At 59.1% G+C, this 20,673-nt stretch carries 17 protein-coding genes and 1 pseudogene; 6 read left to right on the forward strand and 12 right to left on the reverse strand.

What is annotated here, in order from left to right; translation table 11 throughout:
* Positions 1-85: 85 nt before the first annotated feature.
* The 8 genes and pseudogenes from OR16_RS17920 to OR16_RS17955 all read right to left on the reverse strand — a co-directional run bounded on the left by OR16_RS17920 (position 86) and on the right by OR16_RS17955 (position 11,365).
* Positions 86-874, reverse strand: a complete 789-nt coding sequence (locus OR16_RS17920; RefSeq protein ID WP_006159359.1) for an enoyl-CoA hydratase/isomerase family protein — start codon at positions 872-874, stop codon at positions 86-88.
* A 48-nt stretch (positions 875-922) separates the two neighbouring features.
* A complete protein-coding gene (locus tag OR16_RS17925; RefSeq protein WP_158001370.1) occupies positions 923-2,716 on the reverse strand; it encodes a CocE/NonD family hydrolase in 1,794 nt (597 codons plus the stop codon).
* A gap of 192 nt (positions 2,717-2,908) precedes the next feature.
* Positions 2,909-4,066, reverse strand: a complete 1,158-nt coding sequence (locus tag OR16_RS17930) for a porin (protein ID WP_006159361.1) — start codon at positions 4,064-4,066, stop codon at positions 2,909-2,911.
* Positions 4,067-4,473: 407 nt separating this feature from the next.
* On the reverse strand, positions 4,474-6,150 hold the full coding sequence (locus OR16_RS17935) for an FAD-dependent monooxygenase (protein WP_006159362.1): 1,677 nt from the start codon (positions 6,148-6,150) through the stop codon (positions 4,474-4,476).
* A 66-nt stretch (positions 6,151-6,216) separates the two neighbouring features.
* On the reverse strand, positions 6,217-8,445 hold the full coding sequence (locus tag OR16_RS17940) for a xanthine dehydrogenase family protein molybdopterin-binding subunit (protein ID WP_006159363.1): 2,229 nt from the start codon (positions 8,443-8,445) through the stop codon (positions 6,217-6,219).
* Positions 8,442-8,912, reverse strand: a complete 471-nt coding sequence (locus OR16_RS17945) for a (2Fe-2S)-binding protein (RefSeq protein ID WP_043420220.1) — start codon at positions 8,910-8,912, stop codon at positions 8,442-8,444. The genes OR16_RS17940 and OR16_RS17945 overlap by 4 nt, the downstream gene beginning before the upstream one ends.
* A gap of 58 nt (positions 8,913-8,970) precedes the next feature.
* The gene (locus tag OR16_RS17950) at positions 8,971-10,254 is read right to left on the reverse strand and encodes an MFS transporter (RefSeq protein WP_100227920.1); all 1,284 of its coding nucleotides are present in this window, start codon (positions 10,252-10,254) and stop codon (positions 8,971-8,973) included.
* 143 nt (positions 10,255-10,397) lie between these two features.
* Positions 10,398-11,365, reverse strand: a pseudogene (locus tag OR16_RS17955) (amidohydrolase family protein).
* A 171-nt stretch (positions 11,366-11,536) separates the two neighbouring features.
* On the opposite strand from OR16_RS17955, the gene OR16_RS17960 reads away from it, so the two are divergent.
* On the forward strand, positions 11,537-11,995 hold the full coding sequence (locus tag OR16_RS17960; protein WP_043420223.1) for a MarR family winged helix-turn-helix transcriptional regulator: 459 nt from the start codon (positions 11,537-11,539) through the stop codon (positions 11,993-11,995).
* A gap of 59 nt (positions 11,996-12,054) precedes the next feature.
* On the opposite strand, the gene OR16_RS17965 is transcribed toward OR16_RS17960, so the two are convergent.
* Positions 12,055-12,456 carry a DoxX family protein gene (locus tag OR16_RS17965; protein ID WP_006159367.1) on the reverse strand — a complete coding sequence of 134 codons (402 nt, stop codon included), beginning with the start codon at positions 12,454-12,456 and terminating at the stop codon, positions 12,055-12,057.
* A gap of 318 nt (positions 12,457-12,774) precedes the next feature.
* On the reverse strand, positions 12,775-13,698 hold the full coding sequence (locus tag OR16_RS17970) for a LysR substrate-binding domain-containing protein (protein WP_043420244.1): 924 nt from the start codon (positions 13,696-13,698) through the stop codon (positions 12,775-12,777).
* 203 nt (positions 13,699-13,901) lie between these two features.
* Between OR16_RS17970 and OR16_RS17975 the strand changes: the two genes are divergently transcribed.
* A complete protein-coding gene (locus tag OR16_RS17975; RefSeq protein ID WP_006159369.1) occupies positions 13,902-14,600 on the forward strand; it encodes a pirin family protein in 699 nt (232 codons plus the stop codon).
* A gap of 57 nt (positions 14,601-14,657) precedes the next feature.
* On the opposite strand, the gene OR16_RS17980 is transcribed toward OR16_RS17975, so the two are convergent.
* Both OR16_RS17980 and OR16_RS17985 read right to left on the reverse strand, forming a co-directional pair.
* Positions 14,658-15,461: an enoyl-CoA hydratase/isomerase family protein gene (locus tag OR16_RS17980; RefSeq protein WP_006159370.1), complete on the reverse strand. Its 804-nt coding sequence runs from the start codon at positions 15,459-15,461 to the stop codon at positions 14,658-14,660.
* A 281-nt stretch (positions 15,462-15,742) separates the two neighbouring features.
* Positions 15,743-16,906, reverse strand: coding sequence for a porin (locus OR16_RS17985; RefSeq protein ID WP_006159371.1), 1,164 nt, complete (start codon positions 16,904-16,906; stop codon positions 15,743-15,745).
* A 490-nt stretch (positions 16,907-17,396) separates the two neighbouring features.
* Between OR16_RS17985 and OR16_RS17990 the strand changes: the two genes are divergently transcribed.
* The 4 genes from OR16_RS17990 to OR16_RS18005 all read left to right on the forward strand — a co-directional run.
* Complete coding sequence (locus tag OR16_RS17990) at positions 17,397-17,840, forward strand: bacteriohemerythrin (protein WP_006159372.1); 444 nt, start codon at positions 17,397-17,399, stop codon at positions 17,838-17,840.
* Between the two features lie 23 nt (positions 17,841-17,863).
* A complete protein-coding gene (locus OR16_RS17995; protein ID WP_202801087.1) occupies positions 17,864-18,847 on the forward strand; it encodes a PDR/VanB family oxidoreductase in 984 nt (327 codons plus the stop codon).
* A gap of 37 nt (positions 18,848-18,884) precedes the next feature.
* On the forward strand, positions 18,885-20,174 hold the full coding sequence (locus OR16_RS18000; protein ID WP_006159374.1) for a Rieske 2Fe-2S domain-containing protein: 1,290 nt from the start codon (positions 18,885-18,887) through the stop codon (positions 20,172-20,174).
* Between the two features lie 13 nt (positions 20,175-20,187).
* On the forward strand, positions 20,188-20,673 hold a 486-nt coding region (locus OR16_RS18005; RefSeq protein WP_043420226.1), incomplete at its 3' end, for a Rieske 2Fe-2S domain-containing protein.

Here is a 20,673-nt window from a genome sequence, read left to right on the forward strand (position 1 = left end):
CTGCAGTTCTCCATCTGCCAAAAGAGCCAGCTCTGAGGCCATGGCATCGCGCGTAATGCGCGCCACATAGGCAAATACGATTGCCTTACTTGCCTTCGAACACCAGTTCTGGCGGTTCGATATCTGCATCGAATGCCTTTGCGGTACTGATGAATCCGCGCTGCACATCCTGGGTGTGGAAGAGATCCATGGTGACGCCGAGCATCATGGCATCAGCGGTTGCGATGCCGCCACCGGACCAAGCCTTCAGCAGGGTTCGCGTAGCCGCGTAGGAGCGAGTCGGACCGGACGCGAGGTGACGGGCCAGTGCGTCAGCCTCAGCGTCAAGCTGCAGGTCAGACACGACATGAGTGGCGATACCAAGCGTACCCGCCATCGTACCCGGGATGGGATCGCCCAGCATCGAAAACCGAGAAGCGCGAGCGCGCCCAACACGCTCGGCAAGGCGCTGCAAGGCACCCGCAATCGGCAGCATCCCGGTCGTCACCTCGACACAGCGGAACACAGCGTCCTCGGCGGCAACAAGGAAGTCACAGGCGAGCGCGAGTTCGAATCCACCACCGAATGCGAGGCCCCGCACTATGGCTACAGTGGGCACTTGGAGCGCCTCAATGGCGCGATAGGAGGCATTTACCTCGGCAACAAAGGTACGGAACCAGTTGATATCTTTGCCGGGCCACTCGCGCACGTCACCGCCCAGGCTGAAATTCGGTCCTTCCGCGCGCACCACCAGCACCCGAATATCGCTCTCGCTTGCCGCGTGAACCGCTTCGCGAAGAGAAGATGTGTACTGCAGGTCGACGCGGTTGAACGGGGGCTTGGCAAGTACGATGGTGCCAATATCCTCATGACGTTCAAAATGAATGGAGTTCATAGTGTGATTCCTCTGCACTGGGGGACTGCGGCTGGGGAGGTGGTTGAATTACTTCGGAATAATCGGCAACAGAAGATGTGATGGCCTATCTGCATCGCGATAGATCCGGTGTGTCACGGTCGTACTGCTGCAAACGTGATAGGGGATGTATTCCACGTTAGTCATGGCGCCGGTACCGGTCGGGACGTCCATGCTGGTGATATCAAGGCAGATTCGGTGACCAGCTTTGAACTGATTGGCCGTTGCCAGGATCTCGATCTTGTATTCGACGACCTCGCCAGGCGAGACCGGCTCGATCGCGTCCCTGGTGAGCTTGTGGAATGGTTTCCATGGCTTGGATCTCTTCTCGTCGGTCGCGCGGTACGACGCCTTGAGCCAGCCGCGCGTCAGCTCACGCTCCGGCAAATCCGAGGGCACATCGCGCTCGCCCTCGCGCGCTGTCCGCACGGAGACGTCCGGCCCCACGTCCTTGAGCACGACGATCCAGTTTGTATCCTCGTGGTCGATCGCTGCGTAGAGTGTCAGCGAGATGGGACCGGCTACGGTCACATCATGCGCCAGCGGTTCAGTCATGTACCGCAGCCGCTCGACTTTCGTGGTTCTGGTCACCGGCATCTGCGTGAACACATCGGGCTCGAGAGCCGACTTGCCAAGCTCCGCCGTGGGGCGCGGGGCCTCCGTGGTCAGGGATTCCCAGTGCGATAGGTAGTACTTCTTCCACTGCGTCTCGGGCAGCGGCCAGTCTTGGCCGGTACGCCATTCGTTCGCTCCCATGAGCCAGTAGCGGACCGGCGGCTCGTCCATGATGCCGGTATCCTTTCCTTTGAGCCAATAGTCGTACCAGCGAAGGATTTCGTCGTGGTGTTGGTGGAAAGGCCGCTCAAGATGCGCAGGACCCGTGAAGAGCAACTTCTTTGGCTGGTCGACGTTCTGGAAGTAGTTCTGCGCACCAAGCCAGTGGAGCTTGTAGGTATACGCGTAGGCGCCTGAGCCGGTGTAGAAGGGAATCTTGATCTTCTTGAAGTTCTCCTCGGCTTTCTCAAGAACGCCGTCGGCCTCCCAAGGTTGCGTCAACATCAGGTACATAACGAAGGTACGCTGACCTTTTTGGGTGAGAATGTTGTACAGGTTGACGTACTGCTTGTAGTCCGGGTTACGCATCGCCATGCGCCACAACTCTTCCTGCTCATCGGGCAGTGCGGTCGGAATGTCGCGGGACTCGTGAACAGTACTAAAGACGTCCAGCAGGTACGGGAAAGTGTGAGCCACGCCGCCAGGAGTGAAATCGCGGAAGCCAAACATTCCGCCGTAGGCACTGCAAGCGTCGTAGGGAAAGATGGCCTTTAGCGCGGGGTGCCCCTGTGCCGCGGCACGCCATTGCTCCCCGGCGTAGCCAGAAATCCCGACCATGCCGACTTTGCCGCTGGACCACGGTTGCTGCGTGATCCATTCGATGATGTCGTAGTGGTCCGTGTCTTCATGCCCGTAGTGGCCTTCCGACTTGGCAGAGCCACGCGGTTGCGCGATGACGTGGACGTAGCCGTTGGCAACGAATCGGCGCGTATCGCCTGCCTCGATCGGCCCGAACCATAGCGGCGCGTGGGCCGGCTGAGGGGGCAAGACATCGGCCACGTCCGGGCCTTGGATATCCTTATTGTGCAGGGCACATGCGTACAGGACCGGGTACTGACCGGGCGCGTCAGGCCGGTAGACATCGACGGCCAGACGGGTGCCGTCACGCATTGTCACAATAAGGTCGCGCTCTTCAATCATCGATCTGTCTCCTATCTGATCCCATTGCGCAACGGAAGTCGTGCGCCTGAGTTGACGCTCATCTTCCATGAGCATCTCTTACTAAGTTTTACAATAGTATAATTTAGTGATTTCTGCAAGCGGAGGCACGGTCCCACTGCAAGGCCGGGAGCTGGGGGGTCAGTTGCTGGCGTGTTCGATGCTTCCTGAACATGGCCAAGGTTGCTTGACCGCCCAAGAAGTCGCGCAGGAAGCACCTCATCAATAACGCATTGCCCCGGCTCAGAATTTGTGACGAATGCCGATCAAAGCCCCCGTCTGATTCACTCCTGCCGACGGAAGCGACACCGTGCCAATAGCGCCTCCGTCGATCGTGAACGATGCGTCGCGCTGGTTGAACATGCGTCCCGCCGTGATGTACACGGACGAGCGCTTGGACAGCATGTACATCGCGCGTGCCGCGATGACGGATGCACCAGTGGAGCTGCCTTTCACGGTCAAACGCCCGTACTGCACATCAAGTGCAATTTGCGGTTGAGGAAGGTAGGTGGCTCCGAGCCACCAGTAGTTGCTGCTTGGATTGGCGGAGCCCTGATTATTCCGGTGAAGGAATCCCCCGCCGACGGTTGAAGTGCCGAACTTCACATAGCCGTTGATGACACCACGGGTATCGGTTTGAGCGCTCTGAGGCAGCGCGGAACCAGCACCACCCCCGCCATAGTTGCGGTCGATTGCAGTCGCCACACCCCAGCTCGCCGCTTCGTACTTCAACATCGCCGACATCGATTTGCAGGCCCTCCAATCTGCAGGCGATTCGCCCGCGCATCCCCCGGCAACCGCCGGCGCGACAGCGTCACGCCCAAACGAATAGGTGGCGCCAAATGTGAACCCGGAAAGCATGAAGGTGTAGTCAATGGCGTTGTCAACGCGTGCAGCCGTCAAATAAGTATCGAGCAAGCCGGCCCCAAAGATATTGGGGGCTAGCGTGTCGCCAATCAGAGACCAATAGATCTGCGAATACAGACGGCCGACTGTCACGACTCCCCAAGGCCCGAAAAGCCCTACGTACGCTTGCCTCCCGAACAAACGACCGCCTTGGTTCAGCGTGCCTTGGGACGGAGCAAACCCCGATTCCAGTACAAAGATCGAGTTCAAGCCGCCACCCAGATTCTCGATGCCACGCAGACCCCACCTTGACGGCAACGATCCTGTAAGCGACGGCATGCGGACCACGCTGTCCTTCCGAGAGCCGACGTTGCTCACATACTCGACCCCGGTGTCGATGAGGCCGTAGAGGGTCATGCCAGGTGCCTGCGCAGCGCTTATGCTTGCGATTTGCGCTTGCGCGAGGCCGGACGCTAGTGCAGCAAACGCAGTCAGGCCGCACCGAACGGTGCGCGCGCGGAACTGGCGATTGGGTTGAGCGGATGTGGAATCCATGCTTTTGATCTCCCTTGTTTGATTTTAATTTTCCAAGGAAGATCAAATACCGCACCCTCCTGGCCAACATGAAGCACCTTATCGTTTCATTTAATTGAAAAATCAAATATTCATTGGATAGGAGATCCTATGCCGCATGGCATTGGATCCCTTCAATTCCAGAATTTGGTCACTACGCTGCGTCGCTCTCTATATCTCCCTTTCCACGGCACACGCACGCTGACAGTAGCCTTCCTTGGAGGTCAAACATGCCGATGTGAGCTGCAAAGCGGTCGATGGCCGCACTGCCTCACGACGAGAGTTGCATAGCTTCCGCACAATGCGGTGACTGGAAGAAAGCTAGTACAGATCATCGACGAGTACTGGGCGCGGCGCTACAAGACGCCGCGTGGGCATTCAACCCCGAACTACGGCGGGCAGCGGCCAGAGTCAACTGGGCCCCCGCTGCTCGGTATCTGGCTGTTCCGGCCGCCACGGCGGCCGGTCGCCAGTGCAGCAAGATCGTCAACGGCCTCCGGGAGCCGGTCGCCGCGCCACGCGACATGCATGTCTGGCCGAACGAGAATGAGATCGCGCTCATAGACGCTGCGAAGCGCGGAGTCCGGGACCACGAGCACATCGAGCAGTGCGCCAAATACCTCGAAGGCGGCAACAAGCTGACCCGGATCCTGCTCGCCCTTCACGTCGACCAGCGTGTAGCGGTCCGACCGTAGCCGGTCCTGGATGGCGCTTCCGTCAGCGAGCCACATGTGGGGAAGCCGGGCCCCAGGCCAGGCAGTCGCCTGATAGACTCGCACGTCATGCTGCGGCCCCCCTGGCACATTGTCGATGATGGGCGAGTCTACGTAGCGGTAGCCGAGCTCCGCGCCAATCATCTCGTTGGACTTGCGCTGCTCCACGTTTGCGACTTCGGCAACATGAGCGCGTGCAGATGCGCCCTCGGCGGTATCGTCCCCGATCTCCGGGCGCACCTCTGCCAACCAGGCACGGTAGCCTAACGAGGCGTAGCGCGATGCGCCAACGACGCGTTCACCGATCTGCCGCCGTTCAGCTTCATAGGACGCCAGCAGTCCAGGGCCGCCCCACCCGTCCAGGGTGGCAGCCAGCTTCCAGGCAAGGTCCACGGCATCGCCAACGCCGGTGTTCATGCCTAGGCCGCCAGTCGGGATTACCAGGTGCACCGCATCGCCCGCAAGGAACACCCTTCCCTCTCCGTAGCGTTCAGCCAGCAGCAGATTCTGCCGCCATTCCGCGCAATACAGCATCTCGTAGGGAAGCGGAGCGCCGATGATCCGCTCGAACATCTGCCGCATCTCTTCGTCGCTCTCGACAGCGGAGTGGATCGTCCAGTGCCGCGTCGAGTCCTGCATGATCATGAAGGTAGGCGGTCCACCCGCCACCAGATAATGCCGCCCCCGTCCCGGCCCATTACCCATCGGCAGCCGCTCATAGAGTTGCTCGCACAGGAACAGGCCCTGGCGCAGCCGTGCAATGTCGCCCTCGCCGTGCAGGCGGATACCGAGTTGCTTGCGTACGCGACTCGCGCCACCGTCGCAGCCGACAAGATACGCCGCGCTCAACGTGCTTCGCACACCGTCGGCGTGACTGACAGTCGCCAGAACGCCGGCAGGCTGCTCGGTGAATTCCAGAAATGTCGTGCTCCGCATCACGGTGACCGCTGGCAGGCGCTCAGCTTCCTCCAGAAGGAGCGGCTCCAGCGTGTACTGAGAGATAAGCTGGTAAGGTTCTAGCGGCAGACTACCATCCGTGCTCTGGCGTGTGCGTACCCGAGCCTGCGCCACGGATGGATAGGCCAAACGCAGAAGCGGCGGCTCCACCATGGAGCGAACGATCTGAATATCCATGGGGATGTCTTCGGGCATGCCGGCTGCCCTGATCCGGTCCGCGAGGCCAAGACGGCGAAAGATCTCCATGGTCCGCGCGTTGCACCGCTCCATCTTGGGCAGAAATTGGGGCTCTGCCTTTTGCTCGATGAGGACACATTCAATGCCGCGTCGGCCGAGATCGATCGCGAGCGTCAGACCGACAGGCCCGGCTCCAACGATGATGACTTGAGTTTCCACGAATGACCTCCGTCTCCTGCCCTTGCCTGCCGGATGCAGCTGGGGCTCTGTCTCGATTTGTGTTGGTCAGGCAAGACGCTCCAGAACCTTGCTCGGCAGAAAAGGTAAATCGCGCAAACGTGTGCCGATCGCGTTCGCCACCGCATTCGCCAGCGCGGCGGCAGTCGGGGGTAGTGAACATTCGCCAGCGCCAAGCGCAGGCTCGTCGGGACGGTCCAGCAGTACCACGTCGATCGGCGGCACCTCGGCAAAGGTCAGGATCGGATAATCTTGCCAGCCGCGTGAGGTAATTTGCGAACGATTGAACGTGACGCGCTCCCTGAGCGCCCAACTCAGCGCCTGGACGATGCCACCCTCGATCTGGTTCTTCACACCATCACGATTGATGACACGGCCCACATCGACTGCAGCGATCACGTTTGTCACGCTGATGACCCCCGTTGAGCGGACAACGTTCACATCGATGACGATCGCTACATAGGCCTGGATGCTTTCATATCGCGAGTACGCGAAGCCACGCCCACGCTGCCCATCGCCCTTCACCGCAGATTGCCATTTGGACCGATTTGCTGCCTCGCGCACCACGGCTATCGCACGAGGATCATCGAGATGCGCCAGGCGGAACGCGACCGGGTCAGCGTTAGCTGCGAGCGCAAGTTCGTCCATGAAGGACTCGATCGCGAACACGTTTCCGTGGGCTCCCAACGTGCGCAGCGAACTGTTGCGCACGGGCGCGTCCAGCAACTGATGGTTGGTCACTTTCCGGCGCGGTAGCTCGTAGACAGGCACGGCATTGCGGTCACCGTTACCGTATGGCTGTGGAATCCGCGCCGGTGACGACGGTGGCAAAGGTTTAGCGAGGTGCCATGCGGCAAGCAGATTCACGCCACCGGGTTGGCCGGGCCGCATTGCGTGCGAATTGCTCCATACGTCATAGTTCCAGTCGGCAATTCGGCCGTCTTTGGACAGGGCCGCCTTCACCTGCATGACCATTGCCGGCCCGATCGGCGCCCACGCGAATTCATCATCGCGCATCCATTGCACCTTTACCGGCCGTCCCGCCACATCGCGAGCAAGCAGCGCTGCATCGAGGGCAACGTCGTCAGCGCCGTTATGGCCGTAACAGCCTGCACCGGGAACATGCACCACATCGACCGCGCTCGTGGGCATTTCTAGCACCGTTGCGAGGTCGCCGCGCAGGGGAAACGCTCCCTGCGTGTGAGACCACACAGTCATGCGCCCGTCCCTGAGCAGCGCAACGGAGCATGAGGGGCCAAGTGAAGCGTGCGAAAGGTAGGGGCGCGAGTAGGTTGCTTCCAGTTGCGCCCCGATATCCGCTGCGGGGGTATCCTGCCCCGCTACGCCAACCACCGAATCTTCGCTCTTCCAGCGAGGCAATGCCTGTTGGAGATGATCCACGTCTGGCAGCGGCACGTAATCTTTGCTCCAATGCGCTATCTCCATCAATGCATGGCGCGCATGGATCGCTTGCTCTTCCCGCTCCGCTATCACACCGAGAAAGTTGCCATTGCGCACCACGCTGACTACGCCCGGGAGCCGCCCTATCGACGAGTCGTCCACCGAAATCAGCGTTGCGCCATATCTCGGTGGCCGCACTATGCGACCAAACAGCATGCCGGGAAGACGCATGTCCTGAACGAACGCGGCGCCACCAGTGAACTTCGCCGGCAGATCAATGCGAGGAATCGACTTGCCAACCAGCTTGTACTCCGACGGATGTTTTGTGGCGCCTGCGGCAGTCACCTCACGTGAAAGCAATGCTCGTTCGTCCCTGACGATGTCGGCGTAGGTGGTGCGACGGCCATCGGCAACCAGAATCACACCGTTCTCGACCCGAAGATCCGACAGCGGCACCTTGAGGCGCCGGCAAGCCGCACCTAACAGTACGGCCCGCGCATCCGCTGCGGCAACCCGCAATGCGGCCCCACTCCGCTCGACTGATTGGCTGCCGAAGGTGTACCCCTCGTTCGGGCTGCGGGTTGTATCCGCCGAGATCATGCGAATGCTAGCAAAATCCACATCGAGTTCGTCTGCGGCAATTTGTGAGAGCGCCGTAAGAATGCCCTGGCCTAGTTCAGCCTTTCCGGTAAAGATAGTGACCGTGCCTTCGATATCGACTCGGATCCAACCGTCGAGCCTGCGATTGGTGCGAAGATCGACAGGAAGGTCGGTCTCGGCCAGCGCGAGCTCGGAGAATGGCCCAAGCGAGAACGTTGCGATTACCGCTCCAGCCAGTTTGCCAAAGGTGCGGCGGGAGAGTTTGACGGTATTCATCCGCGCAACTCCTTCGCGGCGCGCTGGATTGCACGGACGATTCGATTGTGTACGCCACACCGGCATTTCTGACCAGTCATTTCCCGCCGTATGGTCGCCTCGTCCGGATCCGGATTCCGGTCGAGCAGCGCCTTCGCGGCCATTAACATCCCGCTCGAGCAGTAGCCGCACTGTGCAGCCTGCTCAGCGAGGAAAGCGTTCTGCAGTGCATGAAGTCGCTTGCCCTTGACCAAGCCTTCGATTGTGATCACTTGAGCCGCACCGACAGCACCAACGGGAACAACGCAGGAGCGCGCCGCCTCCTTGCCGATCATCACGGTGCAGGCTCCACACTGTGCCTCACCACACCCGAACTTCGGACCATTCAGCTGGAGGTCGTTGCGCAGCACGTATAGCAGTGGCGTATCTGCTGGTACTGACAGATGGTGACGCTTGCCGTTCACCGAAATCGAAATCGAAACGCTCATTCTTGGCTCCTGCGACGTCCGGCACCTGGACAAACCTTATGCCAGGCTTGTCTATCAATCAGTGGCTCAATACCGGTAGCGAGCCGTCATCGGGCCGATTTCCGCTCGTAACGCCGGCGAGAACCATCAGCAAGAGACACGCAACTAGTGCCGGCACCGCTGCGGCAACGAACAACGCGGTATTTGACCAGTGCAGCTCGATGAATCGTCCCGCCAGTACTGGCCCCACGATCGAACCGGCTCGTCCAACACCCAGACTCCAGCCAACTCCGGTTGCGCGAAGCGAAGTTGGGTACAGCGTGGCCGTGAGCGCATTGATCGCCGGCTGTCCGCCGACAATGCAGACCCCGCTGATCAGCACGACCGCGTAGCGCAAACCGAGCGACAAGTCAGGAATACCGACGGCCGCGACAGAAAATGTCGCGATCAGGAAGCCGAGCGTCAGTACACGATAGAAGCCAAAGCGATCCATCAGCGGGCCCATCAGCAACGCGCCCGCGGTGCCTCCGATCTGCAACGAGGTTCCGATAAGCACTGCCGTCGCGGTGCCGTCTCCGATACGCAAAGAGAGCATTGGGAGCCAGTTTGACAGGAAGAAGAGATCGAGCAGGTTTGCGAAGTTAATGCCCCATAGCAACAACGTAGTCGTGCCGCGACCTTCTCGAAAAAGCTCGCCAACGGAAGCCTTCGCATGTGGCTTCCCATGCACAACGAAGCTAGCTGATGCGCCGACATCCACATTTGGTGCGATTCGGCCAAGCCACAGGGCTATCTTCTCTGGATTGCGTCGTTTAATGACGAGTAGTTGCAGGGATTCCGGCAGATACTTCCACATCGCTACAGCGATTAGCAGTGGCAAAACGCCACCAACCAGAAATACCGACTTCCAGCCTGCAGTAGGCACCAGAACGGCACTGAGAAGACCTCCGGCGATTGCACCACCCGTGAACCCACATGAAACCCAAGTCATCAATGACGCCCGCTGCTTCAGCGGACTGTACTCGCTGACCAGCGCGATGGCGTTACCCATCACTCCGCCAATGCCGAAGCCAGTCAAAAGGCGGATCGCAAGGAACTGTGGAATCGTCTGGGCAAGGGTGGTACCGAGCATGCATAGGCCGTAGAAAACGGTCGCCCAGACCAACACCGGCCGGCGTCCCACTCGATCCGCCATAGCGCCAAGTACGATTGAACCCGCAAGCATCCCGATCAAGCCCGCGCCGAATACAGGGCCCAGGCTAGCAGGGCTGATGTGCCAGGCCTGAACGATCGCGGGCGCAACAAAACCCAACGCCTGCACGTCGAATCCGTCCATCACCACAGTGCAGCCGATCAGCACCATGATCCATTTCTGGAAGGAGCTCAATGGCTGGCTATCGATCAGGGCGGTAATGTCGATGGCAGTTGAGCTAGCCTCCGGGGCCTTCTGAGGGGTACCTGGGATCAAGATTGCACCTCGTTCCGTTGAAGCATGAGGTCGCTCTCTCACGCCAGTCCAAACAATTGCCGTGCATTGTCCCGGCCGATCTTCACGCGGTCAGTTTCGCTGATCGAACACGAGTCGAACCACTGCGCAGCTTCATCATGCGCCTCGAACGGGTAGTCGACCGAGTACATGATCCTGTCGCTGCCAACTTCCAGCATCGTGGACAGGAGTGTCTGAGTCCTGAAATTTCCGCTGGTGGTCACGTAGACGTTCTCTCTAAGGTATTCGCCCACAGTCCGCTTGCATGGCAGTCCTCGCGGCGCCTTGCGCAGGATGTGGTCGACGCGCCAGACGTTGAACGGGATTCCTTCGCCCAGATGGCCGAGAATCATCTGCAGCCCCGGATTGCGGTCAAAGAGGCCTGACGTCATCAGCCGCAATGCGTGAATACTTGTCTCAACCGCGAACGCCCAGGTCGCGGCGGTAAGCCACGGAAAGCCGTCGTAGATCGGCTCGCGGGACGGTAGCGGATCCCGGGGGTGCATGTAGAACGGCTTGCCGAGGGCCGCCGCGCTGACCCAGAAGTCCGTGTACTGCGGCGCATCGTAGTACACGACCGTCTCGGCATCACCCACCTGTGAGAATCCATTCACCATAAAGCCGTGAAAGCCAAGCTCCTTGACGCTACGCTCCAGTTCCCTTGCCGCAGCATCGGGATCCTGCATCGGCAGCGCGGCGAATCCCCCTAGACGGGATGGGTGCCGGGAAACATGTTCAGCAAGAACATCGTTGGCCTCGCGACATCGACCGCTTCCTTCGCATTCGGAATGCCCTGGATCCCTGGCGAGTTCAGCGACAGGATCGAGTACTCGGTTCCGCCCTGCTCCATACGCTCGAGCCGCTGTTGTTCAATGTCCATCAAATTGGACTTCAGCGTTTCCCACACCGCGGGAGGCGCGTAAATTCTCGACTGGTCGATAGTCAGGTCAGTCGCAAAGTGCTCTTCAAGCGCAATTTTGTTTCTCATCGATCTGCTCCGGTTCAGCGCGTACCACCTCACTCCCGCAAGGGGTCAGAGAAGTGGTATGCAGGTTCGTCTTGAACAATTTTTATTTGATTTTTCAACTATGTTACGGTGGAGTATACTTGAAAAATCAAGCATAAATACCAACGTAAACCCTCACATCATCAAACGACCGTGAACACACCCAAGAGACCTGAAGAATTGGAAAAGGCGATTCCCTTCCTGATGGCACGTGCCACGAACCGGATGGGAAACGCGTTCTCAAAGGCACTCAAGCCGTTTGGCCTGAACCTGAGCGAGTGGCGGGTCTGCGCCTCGCTCCTGTACGTTCCTCGCCAGACCTTGTCCGAGCTATCTCTACATGCGTCGTCAGATATCTCCGCGCTTTCGAGGATCATTGACCGTCTCGAGAGTCAGGAATTGGTAAGCCGGGAGAGGAGTACAACTGACGGACGGTCGATCAGGGCAATCCTGACCAAAAAAGGCGAAGAGCTTGCTCAGCGCATCGTCCCGGTCGCAAAGCGACACGAGGCGGTGGTCCTCTCCGGTTTCACCGCGAACGACGTAAAGGCGCTGCGCTCCATGCTGCTAAAGCTGTACGAGAACGCTGACGCCCTTGATGACCTGCCTTGAAGTCGCGGGCTTTACGCAATCGACCCGCGGCGCAGCGCTGCTCCTGCGCTTGGGGTAGGCTACGCGATCCGTGCGCGACGAAGGGCGTCAAGGCTGAACCGCGTTGCTCCGAAAGCCGCGATCTGAAGAAGACCTCCTGTGATCATGAGGTTCTTCAGGAAATGGATCATCGTGTTCTGGTCCGCGAAGTGATTGTGGAAAAAGACCGCGGCAGCAATCGTGAAGGCTGCCAGCCAGATAGCGACGATCCTGGTCCGGAATCCCACAAGAAGCAGAAGACCACCGCCGACTTCGGTCGCCACTGCGACGACGTAGCCCAACACCGGGAACGGCAGTCCCACGGCGGCAATATGGGCTTGGGTCCCGGCAGGCGCGCCGATCTTGCCCAGGCCGCTCATGATGAAGATAGCTGCAATGAGGATACGGCCGACGGTGGCGATATTGTGAGCTTGCTTGTCCATTGCTTTGTCCTCTATGGGCTGGGGTGTTGGGCATCGAGCCGCAACTGCCGTGACTTGGGTTCACGCCTCGTTTTGAGGACAGGGCTCTTGGTGCCGGAACTGAACGCGAGTCCTACTTCTCTCATTCACCTGAGAGCAAAGCCGGGCATATCGAATTGCGCCCTATGGCGGCCGTTTATTTGATTTTTCAACCATATTTCGTTTGAGTTTACTTGAATTTTCAAATAGAAAAACTCACGTAAACCCTCGACTCGTCCACGCTATGCACGGCACCAGGCGACACCGTACGGCAGAAGGGGGACAGAATCCTCGTAGACCTTAAGTGCTTTGTGATGGCTGCTGCTCACTAAAGCAGACAACGAGGAAATCGAGCAACTCCCTGATCGCCGGCACCATTCCTCGTCTCGACGGGAATACGGCATGGACGATGCCGTCCGGTCCTCCCCAATCGGGCAGTAACCTGACAAGCCCGCCATCCGCAATATCCTGGGAAATCAGCATCTCTGGCAGGAACGCAATGCCCACCCCAATCAGGGCCGCCTGGCGGAGGGTGTAGAGATCGTCGGTCTTCAGCCGGGGTTCATGCGCCAACTCAGATAGCCTCCCGGCCGCATTACGGAATTGCCATACATGCCTGTCCCCGGCACTGGTCATCGAGACTGTTGGCATTCGTCCAATGTCATCCGGCGATTGAGGCTCCCCTAGAGCCCGCACAAGGCTTGGGCTAGCCACCAAAACCATACCAGTAGGACAGAGTGTCCGCATTGCGAGATCGGAGTCCTTCAGCGGTGGAACTCGTACCCGGATTGCAATGTCCACCCCCTCCTCAACGACATCCACCCGGCGATTGGTTGCATCCAATGCAAGCTGGACTTGTGGCCAGGCCTCCAGGTACCGGCTCAGCATCTCTGCGACCCCGCTCTGTAGCAGACCCGTCGGGCAGCTTACCCGCACCAATCCACGAGGAGAGGCCAAGGTCTGGGTGATCGAGTCCTTCGCCGCCTGCGCCTCCGCGATTAGCGCGACGCAGTGCCGATGGAACGTCCTGCCGGCCTCGGTCAGCGACAACTTGCGCGTTGTCCGGTTCAGTAAGCGCACCCCCAATTCCGCCTCCAGCGCCCCGATACGTCGGCTCAGCTTGGAAGTTTGAAGCCCTAATGCCTCAGCCGCAGCGGTATAGCTACCGCATTCGACAACCTTCGCAAAGAAATACAAGTTGTTCAGGTCACTGACTGGGGACACGGCGTGCCTCATTGGCAACTAGTTGATTGTTCTATTGTAGACAAGGATCCGTTCTGCTTTGCCACCTGTTCCCGCTGTTGCCTCCACGGATAACCTGATGACCTCGATTGCCTGTCGATGTTCGGATTCGACAAAATCGACAGGCCTCGACGTATTCGTGAACCGATGTGTTCGACCTTGCAACCAGCGTACAGGAGACAATCATGCTGCAGCTCCGCCCGTGGGCATCCCTTGACAAAATGAATCTCGATTGGCTGAAGGCAAAGTACCACTTCGCCGTTAACGCTGAAGGGAATCCCCAACATACCGCGCTTGGAGACCTGATCGTGTGGAACGACGATGAGATCGCTCCGGGAACCGGCTTCCCGATGCACGGCCACCGCGACATGGAGATCGTCACCTATGTCAGGGAGGGGCTACTTGAGCATCAAGACACATTGGGCAGCCGTGGACAGATCACCGCAGGTAGCGTCCAAGCATTCAGCGCTGGTCGAGGGATACGCCATTCGGAATATAACCCTGGCAGCACACCGCTACGCGTCTTCCAGATCTGGCTACGGTCGACCCAACGGGGGATCGAGCCTCGGTGGGCAGCCAAGCCATTTCCGAGGGCTGATCGGGCCGGCCAACTCGTGCCATTGGCAAGTGGCTTTCCTGACGATCGCGAAGCGGTGCACATCAATGCCAACGCTCGCGTGCTAGGCGCACTGGTCCAGGCGGGTCAAACCATCGCCTACACGATATCGCAGACACGGTACGCGTATCTTGTTGTCGCGAAAGGAGCCGTCACAGTAAACGGCCTGCCAGTCGAGGAACGCGACGGGATCGCCATCTCGGCGGAGGAGACGATCGAGATTCTTGCCATCAAGGATTCCGAATTCGTTCTCGTCGATGCCGGATGATCGACATCGATGAAACGCCGGCGCTCGGGTGTGGAGCCCAGCGATCCTACACTTCAGTTAAGCGGATTTCCTGAACAGTGGCTTCCGCTTCGCCACGAAGGCGCTGATGCCTTCCGTTGCATCCATGCTTGCAGCACAGCGCATCATGCCGTCGCGCTCAGCGGATAGTCGTGCGGCAAGCGCGTCGCCGCGCAGGGTATTGCAAAGCGATTTGATAACCTCCATTGAGGTCTCCGACTTGTCAGCTAGCTGACGCGCCATGTCAAGCGCTTCGTCCTGCAGGGATTCGGTTGGGACGATTCGATCAACGATACCGAGTGCGGAACAGTCGTCCGCGCTTAGCGTGCGATTGGTCATGAATAGTGCGCGCGCCCGCGCCCCACCGATGCGCTCCGCGAGAAAACAGGACGCCCCCGCGTCTGGCGAAAGGCCTATGGCGGCATAGCCAGAACGCATCTTGAGACCCGCGTCGCAGATGACCACGTCGGCGCTGAGTGCCAGGCCTATGCCACCGCCGCCGAGCGCACCCTGAACAGCACTGACAACGGGCTTGTTCGAGTTGCGCAACTGCTGCACCGATGCATTGAGCAAGCCAATGACGTCGCCGAGCAGCGGAGCCAAGCCAGGACCAAGATTCGCGCTGAAGAAGGCGAGATCACCACCAACGCTAAAGGCCTTTCCCTCAGCGCGCAGAAGGATCGCGCGTACCCCCGTATCGCGCACCACCCGGTCAATCGCGCTTGCCCACGCAGCCGCGAGCTCATGATTGATGGCATTGAGCGTATCAGGCCGATTCAGCGTCACAATGCCTATGCCATTGTCCACGATAGCAATGACCGAAGAACTTGTCTTGGTTTCCATAGGAGCTTCCTGTCGCCGGCCTTATACCGGCCAGTGAGGTTCGTTGAAAAATGCAAGCGCCCTGCCCCGTCCGAAGTGCTTCCCCCGGTCCCGATCACGTCAGGCTGAAGCGTCTTCTAGAGCGATGACGCCTTCGGCACCGACCATTGTCGCCCGGGCTTCCTCTTGATGCGGCGGGAAGGCATACGGCCCAATCCTCAGAATGGCTAAGGTACCGGTTGCCAGTGCGGCAATGAATCCGCCGATTGCCGTGCTGTACGAGTGCGGTTCTCAGAAGGCCCTCAGAACTTATGCCGAATACCGACCAGGAAACCGGTCTGGTCGACACCGGGCAAAGGAGTCGAAACCGTTCCCGCGGCACCACCATCAATCGTGAAGCTTCCGTCGCGTTGATTGAATGCGCGCCCGGCAGTCACATACACCGCCGACCTCTTGGACAAGAGGTAGGTCGCACGTGCTGCAATCACGGATGCACCGGTAGAACTGGCCTTCACCGTCAGGTGCCCATATTGCAAATCAAGCGAAACTTGCGGAATTGGAAGATAGTTCGCGCCGATCCACCAGTAGTCGCTGGTTGCATCTGAAATACCTGCCGAAACAGAGCCCTGGTTATTGCGGCGAAGGAAGCCTGCACCGACTGTTGCGGTTCCAAATTTCACATAGCCGTTGATGAGACGACGCGTATCGGTTTGCGAACTCTTGGGCAGTGGGGAACCGGCACCACCGCCGCCATAGTTTCGATCGAAGGCCCCGGCCACACCCCAGGTCGGTGCTTCATACTTCACCAATATCGATATCGCCTTGCAGGCCCGATAGTCTGAAGGCGACTCCCCAGCGCATCCTCCGGCTGCCGCCGGTGCCACTGCATCACGTCCAAACGAATAGGTAGCACCTACCGTGAATCCGGAGAACGTGACGTTATAGTCAATTGCATTGTCGACGCGTGCGGTCGACAGATAGGTATCGAGCAGGCCTGCCGCAAAAATATTGGGGCCCAGTGTGTCGCCGATCAAGGAGTAGTAGATTTGCGAATACAAACGGCCTACGGAAACCGCTCCCCACGGCCCGACCAGCCCTACGTATGCCTGTCTCCCGAACAGGCGGCCGTTCTGGTTCGCGGTGCCTTGGCTCGGCGAGAAACCTGATTCCAGAACAACAATCGACTTGTAGCTGCCCCCCAGGTCCTCGATGCCCCGCAGGCCCCATCGCGATGGGTACGACGATGTCAGCGACGGCATGCGTATCGCGCTCGACTTCTGAACGCCCACATTGCTCACGTACTCAATGCCCGTGTCGATAAGACCGTACAACGTGAGACCGGGCGCAAGCGCGCCCCCATCGTAGGCATGCGTGCCACTGCTGACGACCATGGCAGCAAGAGCCAGCCCGCAGCGCGCCAACGGCCGCCGGAGTTGGCGGCTGAGCCGAGTTGACCGTAGTTTCATCGCCTTCTCTCCTCCATTTGCGGGAAATGTTATCTTCCACGGAAGATTGATAGAGGGACGATTCAAAGTCAATGAGGCTCGCTTACAGATTTTCCCTGAGTCACACTCTTCGCTCGCCAGTCTTCCTTGGAAATACAGGGTTCTTCGGCTGTGATTCGCCGCATCGCGTGTTCGTCGGTGTTTTCCCTACCTCGACACATCTCGCTTTGCTTCGTATTCTTCCATGGAAGTCTTTTGTGAACACTCCACCGATGGACTCATCATCGATGCTGCTCACGAAAGGCTGACGGATAGAGCACTAATTGTCAGATCGCATCCGCGGCACGGAGGGCTTTGTGCTCAGCGGAGAGGCAAGCAAAGTCAGTCTCACGAGATAAATGCCGTGCGGAGCACCCAGCTTTCCTTTTTGCGGATGGCAGAGCACCGATCGTTTGCAAATGGTCGGTTGGCCTGTCTGCATGCAATTGTGCAATTGCGATCGAGGAGGCTTATGACGGAATCCCCCGGCTTTACTTGGCAGGACGACTTTTCGATCGACCATCGAACGATGGACGAAACGCATCGGGAGTTTGTCGAATGTGTGCATGCGTTGCTGACGGTAGAAGACGATCAGCTTGAGCAAGCACTAAACAGCTTTACTGAGCACGCGCATCGCCACTTCGGCGAAGAGGATGTCGCGATGCGTGAGACGGTCTACGGATCAGCGGGATGCCATATCGACGAGCACGCGGCAGTTCTCAAATCGGCATACGAAGTGCGCGCGATGCTGGTTGAAGGGCGAACCCAAGTAGTACGCTCCTTTGCGCAAGCCCTGGTGAATTGGTTTCCGGCACATGTGCGCGTGATGGACCAGGGTCTCGCCCGCTGGCTAGTCCAGCGTCAACTGGGCGGTTCCCCAGTAGTCATACAGCGTCGACGCGCTGTCATCGGCTGATTTTTTTTGCTTATTGATCTTCCATGGAAGATATTGGAATCGTGATGGATAGTTTTCTGCAAGTGAAGGTCACGGCGAAGACGTTACTAGCCGAAGGCATTGCTGGCTACGAACTCACACCGGTAGCGGGAGCATCCCTGCCGGCATTCGAGGCCGGTTCGCACATTGACGTGCATTTGCCCGGAGGGCTGGTACGGCAGTATTCCCTGTACGAATTGCCCACGGAACATTCGTGTTATCGGATTGCCGTACTGCGTGAACCAGAATCACGTGGAGGCTCCGCGACACTCGTGGATACGATTGGCGAAGGAGACGTGCTCGAAATCAGTCCCCCGCGCAATCACTTCGCCCTGCATGGCGCGAAGGCCAGCTCTGTTCTCTTCGCAGGCGGCATCGGCATTACGCCCATCCTCTGCATGGCGCAGCAGCTCGCGCGCGATGGCCGCGCCTTCGAGATGCACTATTGCGGCCGCACGTTATCGCGGATGGCCTTTGTCGAGCGCCTACAAACCGAGAGCTTTCGCGATCAGGTACAGGTGCACATCGACGATGCAGCCCCTGAGCAACAACTTGACGCGCGCTCTGCAATCGGCGCCCCCTCCCCCGACAAGCACCTGTACGTGTGTGGGCCTGCGGGTTTCATGAACCACATCCTTCAGGCTGCGGCCGAGCTTGGCTGGAACGAGGAGCACCTGCATCGCGAGTATTTCGCCGCGGGACCGATCGACCACACGGGCGACTCTCCATTCGAGATCGAGATCAAGAGCAGCGGAAAGGTCATCAGAGTCGCCGCAGACCAAAGCGCCGCCCATGCACTTTTGGACGCTGGCTTCGACTTGCCTCTTTCCTGCGAGCAAGGTGTTTGCGGGACCTGTATGACAAAGGTGTTGTCGGGCACGCCGGACCATCGGGATCTCTATCTCACGAGCGAGGAACACGAGCGCAATGACTGCTTCATGCCGTGCTGTTCCCGCGCAAAGACGACACGACTGCTAGTCGATCTTTGAATCTACCAGTCGTCATTACTGAAGAAAGGGGATCAACATGCTGACCAGGCAGGATAACGAACTGATTTGCCGCACCGGCCCGAACACTGCCATGGGCAACACCATGCGCCGATTCTGGTTGCCGATCGCGCAATCATCCGATATGCCCACGCCAAACGGGGAGCCTCAGACCATCGAGGTCCTTGGCGAGAGATTTGTCGTATGGCGTGACCAGCAAGGACGTCCCGGCCTCTACGCTGAGGGGTGTTTGCATCGGGGCGCGTCAATGCAGTTGGCCAGATCGGAAGGCGATGGACTGCGCTGCATTTACCACGGCTGGAAGTTTGCGGTTGATGGAACAGTGCTGGAGACGCCCAACGTTGTCGACCCCAAGTTCAAGGATCGCGTCAAAGGCCGAACTTATCCCGTTCGCGAGACTGGCGGCATCGTGTGGGCTTACCTGGGTCCTCGGGGCGAAGAGCCGCCGTTCCCTCACTGGCCGTTCATGGATCTGCCGGATTCCAATCGGATCAATGTTCGCGCGATCGTCAACTGCAACTATGTCCAGGTCATTGAGGGACTTGTCGACTCGTCCCACCTGACCGTACTTCACGGATCGGCGCTGTCCAAGACCAATGACTCCGATCTCGACTACGCGAAGAAGACGACGCACATGCAGTTCGACGCGGCGCCCATCATCGAAGCGGATGAAACGGACTTCGGTTTTCACTATGTGGCGATCCGGCAAAGCGATGAGAAGCGAATTGCCCGCGTGACATCGTTCATTGCCCCGTGCTTTATCGCCAATGCAAACGGTGATCTATTGCTGGCGGTAGTTCCGGTCAACGACGAACGTTGCAACTTCTTTCACGTCTGGTGGGACGCAGAGAAACGTATAGGAGACGAGCCGTTGCGCACGCAGCAGCTTGCATTCGTTGGGCTTGATGATCCAACACTCCGTAAGTATGGGATGACGCAGGACACTTGTGACTCACCGAGCGCGATGTCCTTGGCCAACGGATTCGGCCAAGATCGGGCCCAGCAGCGCAACGGCCACTTCACCGGCCTTGACAGCATCACGCAAGAAGACGCCGCATGCAGCATCTCAAGCGGCACGATTCGCGACAGGTCACAGGAGCTGCTATGCAGTGCGGACATGGCGATCAGCCGTCTGCAACGATGCCTGTTGACGGCCGCCCGGGCAGGTCGCGACCAACAGGAGATTCCGGCGTTGCGTGCGGAGGCAGGTCGAGCGATTGGCGTGTCCTCCGAAATCGGCCTGGATGAGGACTGGCGCGGGCTGGTCCCACACCACCAAATCACCTCCTCGTCCCGTGCACGCCCGTAATACAGCCGATAGAATGATGAGACGCTTCTGGCATCCGGTATGCACATCCGCGCAATTGCCAGAGCCCGATAGCGCTCCGCTGCGCGTTCGACTGCTTGGCGAGGACTACGTCGCCTTTCGCGACTCGCATGGCCAGGTCGGATTCCTCGAAGAGCTGTGCATGCACCGGGGTGCGTCGCTTGCACTCGGACGCGTCGAGGAAGGCGGTATCCGCTGCCTCTATCATGGATGGAAGTTCAGCGCGGCCGGCGCTGTGATGGAGACGCCAAACCACGCGGATCCAAAGTACACCGCCCGCATGAAGGCGCCGGCATTTCCCGTGCGGGAGGAAGGTGGCATCGTCTGGGCCTATGTCGGTCCCAAGGAACTGGAGCCCGCGTTCTCGCGCTATGCCTTCATGGATACCGAGCCAGAACATCGTGTCGTCTTGCGAGTCAACGTTGCCTGCAACTACCTGCAACTCGTGGAGGGCGGCGAAGACAGCTCGCACGTGGGTGTG

The organism is Cupriavidus basilensis OR16 (genome assembly GCF_000243095.1).
In the GTDB taxonomy this organism is placed as follows: domain Bacteria; phylum Pseudomonadota; class Gammaproteobacteria; order Burkholderiales; family Burkholderiaceae; genus Cupriavidus; species Cupriavidus basilensis_D.

Coding starts and splice junctions, on each gene's coding strand:
- OR16_RS17920 (WP_006159359.1), bottom strand. CDS start 874: ATGAACTCCATTCATTTTGAACGTCATGAGGATATTGGCACCATCGTA.
- OR16_RS17925 (WP_158001370.1), bottom strand. CDS start 2,716: ATGGAAGATGAGCGTCAACTCAGGCGCACGACTTCCGTTGCGCAATGG.
- OR16_RS17930 (WP_006159361.1), bottom strand. CDS start 4,066: ATGGATTCCACATCCGCTCAACCCAATCGCCAGTTCCGCGCGCGCACC.
- OR16_RS17940 (WP_006159363.1), bottom strand. CDS start 8,445: ATGAATACCGTCAAACTCTCCCGCCGCACCTTTGGCAAACTGGCTGGA.
- OR16_RS17945 (WP_043420220.1), bottom strand. CDS start 8,912: ATGAGCGTTTCGATTTCGATTTCGGTGAACGGCAAGCGTCACCATCTG.
- OR16_RS17950 (WP_100227920.1), bottom strand. CDS start 10,254: ATGGTGCTGATCGGCTGCACTGTGGTGATGGACGGATTCGACGTGCAG.
- OR16_RS17965 (WP_006159367.1), bottom strand. CDS start 12,456: ATGGACAAGCAAGCTCACAATATCGCCACCGTCGGCCGTATCCTCATT.
- OR16_RS17975 (WP_006159369.1), top strand. CDS start 13,902: ATGCTGCAGCTCCGCCCGTGGGCATCCCTTGACAAAATGAATCTCGAT.
- OR16_RS17980 (WP_006159370.1), bottom strand. CDS start 15,461: ATGGAAACCAAGACAAGTTCTTCGGTCATTGCTATCGTGGACAATGGC.
- OR16_RS17985 (WP_006159371.1), bottom strand. CDS start 16,906: ATGAAACTACGGTCAACTCGGCTCAGCCGCCAACTCCGGCGGCCGTTG.
- OR16_RS17990 (WP_006159372.1), top strand. CDS start 17,397: ATGACGGAATCCCCCGGCTTTACTTGGCAGGACGACTTTTCGATCGAC.
- OR16_RS17995 (WP_202801087.1), top strand. CDS start 17,864: ATGGAAGATATTGGAATCGTGATGGATAGTTTTCTGCAAGTGAAGGTC.
- OR16_RS18000 (WP_006159374.1), top strand. CDS start 18,885: ATGCTGACCAGGCAGGATAACGAACTGATTTGCCGCACCGGCCCGAAC.